The organism is Streptacidiphilus anmyonensis (assembly GCF_000787855.1).
GTDB classification, from domain to species: Bacteria; Actinomycetota; Actinomycetes; order Streptomycetales; family Streptomycetaceae; genus Streptacidiphilus; species Streptacidiphilus anmyonensis.
Genome location: NZ_BBPQ01000007.1, coordinates 93,497 through 106,049 on the forward strand (window position 1 = coordinate 93,497; position 12,553 = coordinate 106,049).

Consider the following 12,553-nt stretch of genomic DNA (forward strand, 5'->3'; position numbering starts at 1 on the left):
GCCGTGCCCGGTCCCGCCCGGCCGGGCGAACTGACCGTGCTGGGACGAGCCGGGGACGCCGGCCGCGCCGACGGTGAGCTGAAGGGTCTGACCCGGCGTCACCGGCAGTGTCGCCAGGGCCTCCCCGCCGAGTCCACCGGGCGCGCCGGGGACCGCCGGGTGGGGGTCGATGTAGCCGGCGGCGCTGCCGCCCTGGCCGCCGAAGAGGTCGACGGTGACGGCCGTGACGCCGTCGGGAACCGTGAAGGTGTCGGTGCCCACCGAGTCGTAGGTGCACGTGGGGCGCGGCGTCGTGGTGAAGACGCCGCCGACGCCGCAGGGCTCCGCCGCGCCCGCGCCCGCGACGGCGTCGGTGACAGCGGTCGCGGCGGTGGCGGCGGTGAGGGGCACCAGCGCCGCGGCGAGGAGGACGGAGGTCCCGGCCATCGACGTCAGTCTGGAGCGGAGGACGGTAAGGGTTGCAGGAGTTGACACTGTTTCTCCGGGCAGGTCGGCAGGTGGGGACGGGGCGGGCGAGGCGTGGTCTGCGGGCGGGCTCGGCGCCCGCCCGCGGATCCTCCGGTCACACCCCGTCGTCGGCGCAGAGCGCCCAGACGTCCGCGTAGGTGCCGCTGGAGCCGGCGCCGCCCGCGTGGGCGTCCGCCGTCCAGTACGAGGCGTTGGTGGTTCCGTCGCCGACCGGGTTGCCGCCGGAGTCGCTCGGGAAGCTGCCGTTCAGGTGGTCCCCGCCGGAGCCGGGGCCGGTGTAGTCGGTGGTGGTGACGTTGCCGCCGCTCGCGCCCGCGCCGCCGCTGACGAGGTTGCCGTCCGAGCCGCAGCCGACCGTCACCACGGTGTTCGCGCCCGCCGAGGAGGAGGTGTTCACCTCGCTGTAGTGCACCGTCACCTTCACACCGCTGACGTCGATGCCGCTGCCGCTGCAGATCGCGTAGGCGTAGGTCTCGTTCGTCGCGCCGCCACCGCCGCCGTTCCAGCCGACCGCCGTCCACGCGTTCGGGTCGGTCTCGCCGTCGGCCGCGGCCTTCAGTCCGTAGTCGTGCGCGGAGTCGTCGAACGTGGGGAAGCTCGAGATCGGCTTCAGGCTGCCGACGCTGGCCGGCGTGGTCCGGGCGCCGCCGCCGAGCAGCACGGTGCCCGCCGGACAGGTCGCGGTGACCGCGACCGGCGTCGCCGCGGAGGTCGGGCCGGCCGCCTTGTCCATGACGGTCTGGGTGTGGTCGATCAGACTGCTGGTGAAGCACACCGCGTACGGGGTGGTGGCGAAGGAGCTGTTCACCGCCCCGCCGCTGCCGCCGATGCCGAGCCAGTGGGTGTTGTCCGTGCCGACGACGCCGGTGCTGCCGGTGTACTCGGTGGAGCCGTCCGCGCTGGGCTCGGTCCCCATCACGTGGTTCCCGTTGGAGGACGTGCCGCTGCCGATGGCCTGGTCCAGACCGCCGCCGGACACCAGGCCGGAGCCGCAGTCCGCATGGGTCGAGATCTCGGAGAAGGTGCTGGTCGGGCCTGCCGTGGCCCCAGGGGTCCGCACCGTCGCGCTGACGCTGTTCGCGTACGCGACCCCGGGGACGGTCAGGGCCAGCAGAGCACCCACCACCAGTGCTTTCCCGGTCGCCAGGCGCGGCAGGAACGCGGTCTTCATCGGAGTCTCCCTCGGTGATCGCTTGTGCGGACGAGAGCCGTGCGAGGGGCCTGTCAGCCTCCAACGCGGCTCGCAGAAGCGGACGGTAACGGTCCGACGGAAGCGACAGATACGGGTGAATCGCACAGGGCGGCCCGGCGGATACAGGTTGATCACACAATGCGGCGATTCCCACGGGCCGTCGTGGTCGAGCCGGGATCCGCGGGCGACGCCGGGATGCGATGATCCACGGATGGATCTGCGGCAGTTGGAGGTCGTCGTCGCGGTGGCCGAGGAGGGTGGGTTCACCGCCGCCGCGCGCCGCCTGCACGTCGTGCAGTCCGCGGTGTCGAGCACGGTCCGGGCGCTGGAAGGCGAGTTGGGCGTCCGGCTCTTCGAACGCACCACGCACCGGGTCACGCTCACCGCGGTGGGGGAGTCGTTCGTGCCGGCCGCCCGCGTCGCGCTGAAGGCGGCCGACCAGGCCCGTGCGGTCGCCGACGAGGCGCGCGGCGAGCTGCGCGGCGTGCTCACCGTCGGGACGATGCAGGGCGTGTGGCTGGGGCTGGACCGCGCCCTCGCGGGACTGCGCGCCGAGCACCCGCGCCTGGTGGTCCGGCTGCGGCAGGCGGCGGTGGCGGACATCCGCGCGGCGCTGCGGGACGGCTCCGTGGACGTGGCGGTGGTGGCCTTCGACCGCCAGCAGCGGCGCGGACTGGAGACCCGGCTGCTGGCCCGCGAGGAGATGCTGCTGGCGGCCTCACCGGCGCGGGCCTTCGCCGATCCCGACACGGTCGGCTACGCCGAGGTCGCGGTGCTGCCGTTCGTCGACTTCGCGCCCGGCTGGGCGATCAGGGGTGCGGTCGACCGGGCCTTCCGGGCGGTCGCGGTGGAGCGCGCCGCGGTCTTCGAGGTCAACGACATCGGGGCGGCCGTGGAACTGGTCCGCCACGACCTCGGCGTCTGCGTCCTGCCGGAGTCGATCGCCGCGCGCTTTCCCGAGCTCGCGCTGCGCCGCTTCTCCAGCCGCCCGCCCCGCTGGAACGTGACGGTGGCGCGGCCCGCCGGAGAGCCTGCTCCGGCGGTGGCCGCGCTGCTGCGTCACCTCGGCTGACGTCGTCTCAGTCCGTCTTCCGGGTGCGGCGCTCGGTCGTCCAGTACAGCAGGGCCGACAGCGGCAGGGCCGCCCCGAGGAGGGAGACCGCCCACCAGCCCTCGGCGTGGTAGAGGATCGTGCCGAGCTGCGATCCGAGGGCCCCTCCGGCGAAGAAGGTCGCGATGAAGACGCTGTTGAGTCGCGCGCGGGCGCTCGGGTCGAGCTGGTAGACGACGTGCTGGCCGAGGATCAAAGAGGTCTGCACGGCCACGTCGAGCAGGATCGCGGCCAGGGCCAGGAGCACGATGTGGTGACCGCCGAGCCCGGCGACCAGCGCGCCGACGGCCCCGAGCAGCAGGGCCGCCCCCGTCAGCGGACGGCCCAGACCCCGGTCCGCCCAGCGGCCCACCACCGGTGCCACGACCACACCCGCCGCGCCGACCAGGGCGAAGACACCGACGGCGGAGGCCGGGTAGCGGAACGCCGGGCCGGTCAGCAGGAAGGAGACCGTGGTCCAGAACGCGCTGAACGTCGCGAACAGCGCTGCCTGGTACAGCCCGCGCCGCATCAGTGCCGGGTGGGTGCGGACCAGTCGCACGGTGGAGCGCAGCACATGGTGGTACGGCAGGTCGGTCGTCGGTGCGTGGCGCGGCAGGGCCAGACGCAGGGCGAGGGCGAGGAGCGCCATCAGCACGGCCGAGCCGAGGTAGACCACCCGCCAGCCGGCGGCCCCCGCGACCAGCGAGCTGAGGGTGCGGGACAGCAGGATGCCGGTGAGCAGCCCCGCCATCACCCGGCCGACGATCCGGCCGCGGGCGTGGTCCGGCGCCAGGCTCGCCGCGAGCGGCACCAGGATCTGGGCGACCACGGAGGTCGCGCCGCTGACCAGCGAGGCGAGCACCATCATCGGGAAGCCGCTCGCCGCGCCGCCGACCGCCATGGCGACGGTGGTGACCGACAGCAGGACCGCCACCAGGCGTCGCTTCTCGAAGCGGTCCCCGAGCGGCACCAGGAACAGCATGCCGAGCACGTAGCCGATCTGGGTGACCGTCACCAGCGAGCCCACGGTGGCGGCGCTGACGCCGAAGGCCGGGGCCAGCGTGGACAGCAGGGGCTGCGCGTAGTAGAGGTTCGCCACCGACAGGCCGGTGGCGACGGCCAGCAGCGCCACCAGCCAGCCGGGTATCGAGGGGCCGGACTCGTAGGAGGCGCCGCCTGACGCGGCCGCACCTTCCGTGGCCGGACCGAGGGTGGGAGTGGGGCCGGATGCCTGGACCATGGCCTGCCTTCTTGGGACGTTCCGGTCGGGTGGTGCGGCGCTCTCCGCCGCGTGCACGGGTGAAAGCGCTGTCGGCCCCGTTCCGCTTCCCGTCCCGCTGCGATGATCCACGACAACTGTCATCTCTGATCGTGATGACCGTTCCCGCTGGCCGGCGGGTCGGCAGCACAGCTGGGTCGCGCGAGGTACCGCCGCCGCGCCTCCCGGGAGTAGCCCGGGAGGCGCGCGGCTGCCCGTGCCGACGGCTACTTCAGATGCCGGGCGAAGAACCGGGCCCCGTTGTCGATCTCGAACGACGGGACGCCGGTGTGCCCGCCGAGGTTGGCGTGCAGCGTCTTCTCCTTGGTGCCGAAGGCGTCGAACAGGTCCAGGGCCGCCTGCCGGTCGTTGCCCTCGTCGTCCCACTGGAGCAGCACCTGCAGCGGAACGGTGAGCCGGCGGGCCTCCTCGACGAGGGCGGCGGGAACGAAGCTCCCGGCGAAGAGGTTGGCGGCCGCGATGCGCGGCTCGACCACCGCCAGCCGGATGCCGATGGAGATGACTCCTCCCTCGAACCCGACCGGGCCGCCGATCCCCGGCAGCGCGAGGAGCGCGTCCAGGGCGGCCCGCCATTCCGGGACCGCCTGCTCGACCAGGGGGAGGACGAGGGCGTCGACGACCTCGTCGCTGACCGGCTCGCCGGCCTGGATCGCCCGCCGCAGGTCGGCGCGTGCCTGCTCGACCGCGGGCAGGCGGGGCCGGTCACCGCTGCCGGGGAGTTCGACGGTGGCCGCGGCGAAGCCGTACTGCGTCGCGTAGTGCCGGGCCCGGGATGCGAGCCGGGGGCGCATCCGGTCGAGCCCGCCGGGGTGGCCGACCAGGATCAGCGGCGCGGGTGCGGAGGAGGGGGCGGAGTCGGATGCGGGCGTCCACAGGATGCCGGGGATCCGACTGTCGGCGTTCCGGCCGAGGGTGAAGTCGCGTTCGAGGACGCCGTCGTCGAGGCGGCGCTCGGAAGTGAACTGCATGGGTCGTGCCTTTCGGGAGTGCGCTGAGACGGCGCTCCCGGACGACCTATCGCCCGACCGTGACCCCGGAGGGGAGCACCCATGTCGAAACTGCGTTCACGGGTACCACCTCCTCGTTCTCTCGCACGGCCTCCGGAAATGTAGCAGTCGCCGCCCGGCTCCGCCAACGCCGAGCCGGGCCGGGCCCCGTCCCGGCTCGGCTGAGGGGAAGTCAAAGTCCCTTGTGCGACGAGTCCCTGGGCGTTGGTCGGGGCGAGACATGGATCTTGTCAAAGGTCTTGACGTCTTTATCACGTGACATGTGTCATTGCACCGCGCCGCGCCTCATCGGCTGCATCCGCGTTCCGTTCCCCCATGGAGAGGACAACTGTGTCCACATCAGGTACCCGCCGGCTGTCGCCGCTCCGGCGCGGTCTCGTCGCCGTCCTGGCGTTCGGGCTGGCCGCCGTCGGCATGGCCGGCACCGCGGCGGCCGATTCGCTGAGCGGCTCGTCGGGCGCGGCGGCCCCCGCCGCGACGGCCGCCCACAAGCCCCAGCCCAAGCCGAAGCCGAAGCCGCACCCCAAGCCCAAGCCCAAGCCCAAGCCCAAGCCCGTGCCCAAGCCGACTCCCAAACCGACCCCCAAGCCCGTGCCGAAGCCGAAGGGTCCCGCCGACGCGCACCCGGCCGCGGAGGGCTGGGTGAAGATCAACGGTGTCTGGGTGCAGAGCGTCGAGACGAAGCCCCAGGTGATGCTTAACCAGCAGACCTTCACCGCGCGCAAGGCGCAGCAGCAGGCGCTCGCAGCCGAGGCCGCGGCGCACGACAAGTCGAGCGGCATCCACCCGCACAACGACTACGACCTCAACATGACCTACCGCGGCGGCCAGGACTCGATCGGCGTCACCACCGGTCCGCCGCAGGTCTACCTGGTCTACTGGGGAAGCCAGTGGGGGACCGCGGGCACCGACGCGAGCGGGCACACCACCTTCAGCGGTGACCCCGAGGGCGCGTCGCCGTACCAGCAGGACTTCTTCAACGGCCTCGGCTCCAGCACGGACACCTGGTCCAAGGTCCCGACGCAGTACTGCGAGAACATCAGCCAGGGCAGCGTCTCCTGTCCGGCCGGCGCCAACCACGTGGGCTACCCGGTCGCGGGCAAGACGCTGGCCGGCATCTGGTACGACAACTCCGCCGCCGCGCCCGCCGCCGCCACCGAGCCGCAGATCGCGGCCGAGGCGCTCGCCGCCGCCCAGCACTTCGGCAACACGACGGCGAACCAGAACCGCAACGTGCAGTACATCATCAACACCGTCCCCGGCGCCGACCCGGACCACTGGCAGGAGCTCGGCTACTGCGCCTGGCACACCTTCGCCCGCAGCAGCTACGGCACGGTCGCGTACACGCTGATGCCGTACCTGACGGACAACAAGTACTGCGGCACCAACTGGATCAACAGCGGCCAGCGCGGCCACCTGGACGGCTACGGCATCATCGGCGGCCACGAGTACGCCGAGACCATCGACGACCAGAACCCGATCGGCGCCTGGACCGACGCCACCGGCCAGGAGATCGCGGACAAGTGCAGCTGGATCCCCGCCGGCACCCCGGGCGGCCTGTTCAACCTGACGCTGTCGACCGGCGTCTTCCCGGTGCAGACGCTGTGGTCCAACTACGACCACAACTGCATGGGCAACGACCCGCTCTTCGCCAACCAGCCGCTGCTGGTCACCAAGCCCTGCGACCAGACCCAGTCGACGAACAGCCCGATCGACTACGCGGTGCTGGCCTCGGACACGGCCTCCACCCGGATCTCCTACAGCGCCACCGGATTGCCGGCCGGCCTGGCCATCAACCCGGGCACCGGCCACATCACCGGTCAGACCTCGGCCACGGGGTGGTACTCGGTCACCGTGACGGCCAGTGACGACAAGGGGAACAGTCAGTCGCAGACCAGCTGGATGGGCTTCTTCAACGGCCCGCAGGTCGGCTGCACACCGATCGAGCAGCTGAACGACGCCGGGTTCGAGAACAGCAGCTACGACCACACCGTGTGGAACGAGAGCAGCTGGAACGTCATCACCGAGGCGACGGCCCACCAGGCCCGCACCGGCAACGGCTACGCCTGGCTCGGCCAGAACACCGACGACTCGGTCACGCAGTGGGTCGAGACGACGCCCGGCTACAAGCACATGTCCTTCTCGTTCTACCTGGACGTCACCGGCACCGCTCCCAGCGGCAGCGCCGCCGACACGATGTCGCTGGTCCTCTACGACCAGTACACCGGCAACGAGATCGGCGTGGTCAAGACCTGGTCCAACCAGGACGCGACCAACGGGTACCAGCTGCAGAGCTTCGACCTCACCCCCTGGGTGGCCAGTGAGTTCGGCTCCACGGTCGGCCTGAAGCTGGTCTCGCACTCGACCACCGGCCAGACCGCGTTCCTCGTCGACGACGCGTCGGTGCACCTGACCTGACGCCGTGCCGCACCGTCAGTGGGGTCCCGCCGCCGAGGCGGGGCCCCACTGCACTGTTCGTGGTCAGCGGGATTCGTGCCGCAGCGGGGTGACGACGGGGCAGCCCTGGGCGTCCCTGGTCACCGAGACCCGCGCGTCGTAGACGCGGGCGATCACGTCCCGGGTGATGACGTCGCCCGGGGCGCCGCTCGCCTCGACGCGCCCCCGGTGCAGCAGGACGAGCTGGTCGGCGTACTGGGAGGCGGTGGTCAGGTCGTGGAGGGTGGTGACGACGGTCAGGCCCTGGGTGCGGCGCAGCCGGTCGACGAGGTCGAGGACGTGCTGCTGGTGTCCGAGGTCGAGGGCGGAGGTGGGCTCGTCCAGCAGCAGCAGGCGGGGCTCCTGGGCCAGGGCTCGGGCGATGGCGGCGCGCTGGCGCTCCCCGCCGGAGAGTCGGGCGAGGCGACGGTCGGCGTAGTGGGTGAGGTCGAGCTCGTCCAGGGTGCGCGCGGCGGTCCGGCGGTCCCGGTCGCCGGGGCTCGCGAGGTAGGACAGATGGGGCGTGCGGCCCAGCAGCACGTACTCGTGGACCGTCATGTCGGGCGGCAGCAGGGGCGTCTGGGGCACGTAGGCGATCAGGCGGGCCCGTTCCCTGGTGCGCAGGGCGCTCACGTCGGTGCCCTCGACCAGGACGGTGCCGCGGTGCGGGATCAGCCCGGCGACCGCCCGCAGCGCGGTCGACTTGCCGGCGCCGTTGGGGCCGATCAGCGCCAGCCAGCCGCCCTGGGCGACGGTGCCGGACAGCTCCCGGACGACCGGGGTGCGGTCCAGGTCGACGTCCAGCCCGGCCAGCTCCAGTCCGTTCACCGCCGACACCGACACCGCCCCCGATCCCGATCCCGAGCCCGATCCCGACTCGGACGTCGGCGCGGCCCCGGGCGCGCTCATGTGCGCACCGCCCGGGTGGAGCGCAGGATCCAGACGAAGGCCGGGGAGCCGACGAGGGCGGTGACGACACCGATGGGCAGTTCGGCCGGGGCCACCACGGTCCGCGCCAGGGTGTCGGCGAGGACCAGGAATCCCGCGCCGAACAGCAGCGACAGCGGCAGAACGAGACGGTAGGAGGTGCCGGCCAGTCGTCGCACCGCGTGCGGGACGACGAGCCCGACGAAGCCGATCAGCCCGCTCACCGCGACCGCGCTCGCCGCGGCGAGCGCGCAGCCGGCCACGACCGCCAGCCTGATCCGGGCGGGACGCAGGCCCAGCGAGCGGGCCTCCTCGTCGCCCACCGACAGCACGTCGAGATGGCGGCCGTGCAGCAGCACGACGGCCGTGGAGACGGCCAGGTAGGGCAGGATCTGCACACTCTGGTGCCAGGTGGCGGCGGACAGCGAGCCCAGCAGCCACGAGTAGACCTGCTGGATGTCCTGGGTGGAGCGCTGGAGCACATAGGTCTGCACGGCGGTCAGGAACATCGAGACCGCGAGCCCCGCGAGCAGCAACGTCGACGTGCCGGGTCCGCCGCTCGCGCCGGCGAGGTAGGCGCAGGCCACCCCGGCCAGCGAGCCGACGAACGCGGCCACCGGCAGGGTCTGCGCGTTCACCCCGCCCATCGCGACGATGGCGAGGGTCGCGCCGAGGCCGGCCCCCGCCGACGCGCCCAGCAGCGAGGAGTCGACCAGCGGGTTGCGGAACACCCCCTGGTAGCCCGCGCCGGAGAGCGAGAGCGCCCCGCCCACCAGCGCCGCCAGGACCACGCGCGGCAGCCGGATCTGGAAGAGCACGGCCCGGTCCAGCGGGCTGAGCCCGCCGGGCAGGTGCACGAACGGCAGCCGGTCCAGCAGCGCGGCGGCCGTGGCGAGCGGATTGAGGTCCGCCGCCCCGGCCATGGCGCCCACCAGCACCGCGGCGACCAGGAAGGCCACCGCGAGGCCGTAGGCGCGCACCGTCCGCCGGCGGACGCGTCCGCGCCCGCCGGTCCCTTCCGCGGTGCCGTCCGCAGACGCCTCCGTGGTCCCTTCCACGGGCGCCTTCACGGGCGCCGCCCGGCCGGGGTCACTTGGTCGGGGCCTTCTCGACCGCCTGCGCGATCTCGGCGACCAGCTGCGGCAGACGCGGGCCCCAGCGGGAGGCGATGTCGTCGTCCAGGCCGACGACCTGATCCTTCTTCACCGCCGGGATCCCGGACCAGCCCGGCCGGGCCGCGACGACCGCGGGGGTCTGGCCGCCGTCGGAGGCTCCGTTGTCCGTGAGGAAGATCAGCTGCGGCTGCGCGGAGACGACGTACTCGGCGGACAGCTGCGGGTACCCGCCGTCGGACGCCTTGTCCGCCTTGTCGGCGATGTTCTTCAGGCCGAACAGGGAGACGACCTGTCCGACGAAGGTCTTGGAGGTCGCCGAGTAGTACGGGTTGGCGCTCAGCTCCCAGTAGTAGCCGAGGTCCGCGTGCGCGGCGCCGACCTGCTTGACGGTGGCGGCGATCTGCGACTTCATGCCGGCCACGGTCGCGGTGGCCTCGGTGGCGTGGCCGGTGGCCTGGCCGATCTGCTCGATCTGGGCGTAGGCGTCGTCCAGCGTCGCCGCGGCGGGCTCGATCATGACCGGAACGCCCAGCTTCTGCAGACCGGCGACCAGGCCGCCGGAGTCCTGCGAGGCGACGACCAGGTCCGGGCTGTACTTGACGATCGCCTCGACGTTCGGCGTCAGGCCGCTGAGGCTGGTGACCGGAGCGCCCTTCGGGTAGTCCGACGTCGAGTCGACGGCCACGACCTGCTTGCCCGCGCCCACGGCGTACAGGTCCTCGGTCGCGGTCGGCGACAGCGAGACGATGTGCTGCGGCCGGGCCTTGACGGTGACTTTGCCGTTCGACGGGGTCACCGTGACCGGGAACGAGGCGGCCGCGGCCGAGGAGGCCGACGTCGAGGCGGACGGGGCGGCGGAGCCTGAACCCGAGGAGCTGCAGCCGGAGACGGCGGCCAGGGCGGCGAGCGCCGCGGCCGCCGTCGCAACAGAGCGGACCAGCCGTCGCTGAGCCATGTGGTACTTCCTACCGTGCGGGCGGGAGAGGCCAACCCGCTGACCGGCCGCGCCTGAGCGCACGCCGACGGAGACGGATCGCCCTTCCCACGAGGGTCGATGTCGTAGCGCGGCAGGAGGCGACCTGGCTCGGGCCCCGTCAGGGGCCCTTACAGTTGCGGGACAGCGCCGGAATGGCCCGCCGTGAGACGGGCGTCACCGGCTTCGCTGCCTGTCGCGCCACCGGAAACCTGCAAGTCTGCGCAGATTTCCGGTCCGGCGCACCCTAGCACGCAGCCCTCCCGCACCGCGTCCCCGACCCCAGCCCGGCTGGGCCCGGCCCCGGCCCGACACCGGCCGGGCCGGTTTGGTCCCGACCCCGGCCCGGTCTTGGCCCGGGACGCCGGCAGCAGCCGCACGCAGATGGTGAAGTTGTGGCCGCCGGTCGGGACCGTCGCATCGGCGACGGTCATCGGTGGGTGGAATGACCCAGCCCCGGCCCCAGCCCAGCCCCGGCCCCAGCCCCGGCTCGGCCCGGGCTCGGACCGATCCCGGCTCGGCAACGGCCTGGCTCGGCCCCGGCCTTAGCTCGCGCCCGGCTGGCCCGACCTTGGCCCGGCCCCGGCTCGGTCCCGGCCCCGGCTGGGCTTGGCACCGGCCTGGTTTGGTCCCGGCTCGGGACTGGCTTGGCTCAGTCCGGCTCGGGACTGGCTTGGCTGGGTCCCGGCTCGGCACCAGCCCGGCTCGGCCCCGGTCTTGGCCCGGCCGCGGCCCCGGCTGGGCTTGGTCCCGGGCCGCCGGGCCCCCATGCTGCCCGCCGAGGGCCCGGCCCTGCCTCGGACGGAGCGTCAGCGGTCGGCGATCGCCCGTCCCATGCGTTCCACCGCCTCGCGCAGCACCGCCGGGGAGGTGGCGAAGTTGAGACGCACGCAACCCGCGCCGCCGGTGCCGAAGACGTGACCCGAGCTGAGGGCGACCCGGGCCCGGTCGAGGAACATCCTCGCCGGACCGGCGAGCTCGCTGACCACGCCGGGGCCGTCGGCCGCGTCGTCGTGCAGGCCCAGGGCGGTGCAGTCGAGCCAGGCCAGGTACGTCGCCTCGGGCGGTCGGTAACCGACGCCCGGCAGGTGCTGCTCGACCAGCTGCCCGAGCAGGCGCCGGTTGGCGTCGAGGCCGGTCAGCAGGTCGTCGAGCCACTCACGGCCGGAGCGCAGGGCCGCGGTGTGGGCGATGACGCCCAGGTGGCTGGGGCCGTGGCTGACCTCCTCGGGCAGGCGCCGCAGGTCGGCCGCGGCCTCCGGGCCGGCGAAGGCCACGGCGGCCTTGAGCCCGGCGAGGTTCCACGCCTTGGACGCGGAGGTCACGGCCAGGCCGTTCTCCGCGCCCGGGACGCTGAGGAAGGGCGTGAAGGAGGCCCCCGCGAGCACCAGGGGCGCGTGGATCTCGTCCGAGACGACCCGGACCCGGTGTCTGCGCGCGAGTTCCGCCACAGCCGCCAGTTCCGCGCGGGTGTGCACGACGCCGGTCGGATTGTGCGGGTTGCTCATCAGGAACGCCGCGCCGCGGCGGCCGTCGCCTCGGGCCCGGACGAACGCCTCTTCGAGAGCGTCCGGATCGATGCGCAGGCCGGGGCCGAGGGGAGCCTCGACGACCTCCCGGCCGTCATGGCTCACGAACGCGTAGAAGGGCGGGTAGACCGGGGAGCACACGACCACGGCGTCCCCCGGCTCGGTGACCAGGCGCAGCAGTTCGACCACGCCCATCATCACGTCGGGCACGATCGCGGTGTGCTCGACGCGCAGGCCGTCCCAGTGCCAGCGCTCGCGGGCGAATGCGGCGAGCGCCTCCGCGTAGGCGCGGCCGTAGGGGTAGCCGGTGTCGCCGAGGCTGACCGCCTCGTGCAGGGCCGCGGCGACGGCGGGGGCGAGGGGGACGTCCATCTCCGCGACCCACAGCGGCAGCACGTCACCGGGGAAGGCGCGCCACTTCATGCTGGTGCGCCGCCGCAGCTGGTCGAGGCTCAACTGCACGAGGGGGTCGTTCCGCGCGGCGTCCGCAGCGCCGGGACCTTCACTGTCCATGCGGTCCATCACACTGCACTC

Annotated in this window: 9 protein-coding genes, 1 pseudogene and 1 riboswitch; of the genes and pseudogenes, 2 read left to right on the forward strand and 8 right to left on the reverse strand. The window is 73.2% G+C overall.

Going from position 1 to position 12,553, the window contains the following annotated elements; genetic code table 11:
- Together TR50_RS46640 and TR50_RS10190 are read right to left on the reverse strand one after the other, a co-directional pair.
- Positions 1–426: pseudogene (locus TR50_RS46640) on the reverse strand (hypothetical protein); the annotation flags it as partial.
- A gap of 136 nt (positions 427–562) precedes the next feature.
- Complete coding sequence (locus TR50_RS10190; protein ID WP_042418049.1) at positions 563–1,639, reverse strand: hypothetical protein; 1,077 nt, start codon at positions 1,637–1,639, stop codon at positions 563–565.
- 232 nt (positions 1,640–1,871) lie between these two features.
- Here TR50_RS10190 and TR50_RS10195 point away from each other — a divergent pair, with 232 nt between their 5' ends.
- On the forward strand, positions 1,872–2,732 hold the full coding sequence (locus TR50_RS10195) for a LysR family transcriptional regulator (protein ID WP_042418052.1): 861 nt from the start codon (positions 1,872–1,874) through the stop codon (positions 2,730–2,732).
- Positions 2,733–2,739: 7 nt separating this feature from the next.
- On the opposite strand, the gene TR50_RS10200 is transcribed toward TR50_RS10195, so the two are convergent.
- Together TR50_RS10200 and TR50_RS10205 are read right to left on the reverse strand one after the other, a co-directional pair.
- Complete coding sequence (locus tag TR50_RS10200) at positions 2,740–3,993, reverse strand: MFS transporter (protein WP_084700040.1); 1,254 nt, start codon at positions 3,991–3,993, stop codon at positions 2,740–2,742.
- A gap of 245 nt (positions 3,994–4,238) precedes the next feature.
- Entirely contained in the window at positions 4,239–5,000 is a 762-nt protein-coding gene (locus TR50_RS10205; RefSeq protein ID WP_042418056.1) for a dienelactone hydrolase family protein, read from the reverse strand.
- 369 nt (positions 5,001–5,369) lie between these two features.
- Between TR50_RS10205 and TR50_RS42425 the strand changes: the two genes are divergently transcribed.
- Positions 5,370–7,457, forward strand: a complete 2,088-nt coding sequence (locus tag TR50_RS42425) for an Ig domain-containing protein (RefSeq protein WP_052440897.1) — start codon at positions 5,370–5,372, stop codon at positions 7,455–7,457.
- A 63-nt stretch (positions 7,458–7,520) separates the two neighbouring features.
- Here TR50_RS42425 and TR50_RS10215 read toward each other — a convergent pair whose 3' ends face one another.
- The 4 genes from TR50_RS10215 to TR50_RS10230 form a co-directional block, all read right to left on the reverse strand.
- Complete coding sequence (locus TR50_RS10215) at positions 7,521–8,384, reverse strand: ABC transporter ATP-binding protein (protein WP_152648339.1); 864 nt, start codon at positions 8,382–8,384, stop codon at positions 7,521–7,523.
- The gene (locus TR50_RS10220) at positions 8,381–9,460 is read right to left on the reverse strand and encodes a FecCD family ABC transporter permease (RefSeq protein ID WP_236654356.1); all 1,080 of its coding nucleotides are present in this window, start codon (positions 9,458–9,460) and stop codon (positions 8,381–8,383) included. Before TR50_RS10220 ends, TR50_RS10215 begins: the two co-directional genes overlap by 4 nt.
- Positions 9,461–9,491: 31 nt before the next feature.
- A complete protein-coding gene (locus TR50_RS10225) occupies positions 9,492–10,472 on the reverse strand; it encodes an ABC transporter substrate-binding protein (RefSeq protein ID WP_042418058.1) in 981 nt (326 codons plus the stop codon).
- Positions 10,473–10,569: 97 nt separating this feature from the next.
- A riboswitch (cobalamin riboswitch) is annotated at positions 10,570–10,722 on the reverse strand.
- A 577-nt stretch (positions 10,723–11,299) separates the two neighbouring features.
- A complete protein-coding gene (locus tag TR50_RS10230; protein ID WP_042418322.1) occupies positions 11,300–12,532 on the reverse strand; it encodes a MalY/PatB family protein in 1,233 nt (410 codons plus the stop codon).
- Between the last annotated feature and the right edge of the window lie 21 nt (positions 12,533–12,553).

Coding starts and splice junctions, on each gene's coding strand:
- TR50_RS10190 (WP_042418049.1), bottom strand. CDS start 1,639: ATGAAGACCGCGTTCCTGCCGCGCCTGGCGACCGGGAAAGCACTGGTG.
- TR50_RS10195 (WP_042418052.1), top strand. CDS start 1,872: ATGGATCTGCGGCAGTTGGAGGTCGTCGTCGCGGTGGCCGAGGAGGGT.
- TR50_RS10200 (WP_084700040.1), bottom strand. CDS start 3,993: ATGGTCCAGGCATCCGGCCCCACTCCCACCCTCGGTCCGGCCACGGAA.
- TR50_RS10205 (WP_042418056.1), bottom strand. CDS start 5,000: ATGCAGTTCACTTCCGAGCGCCGCCTCGACGACGGCGTCCTCGAACGC.
- TR50_RS10215 (WP_152648339.1), bottom strand. CDS start 8,384: ATGAGCGCGCCCGGGGCCGCGCCGACGTCCGAGTCGGGATCGGGCTCG.
- TR50_RS10225 (WP_042418058.1), bottom strand. CDS start 10,472: ATGGCTCAGCGACGGCTGGTCCGCTCTGTTGCGACGGCGGCCGCGGCG.
- TR50_RS10230 (WP_042418322.1), bottom strand. CDS start 12,532: ATGGACAGTGAAGGTCCCGGCGCTGCGGACGCCGCGCGGAACGACCCC.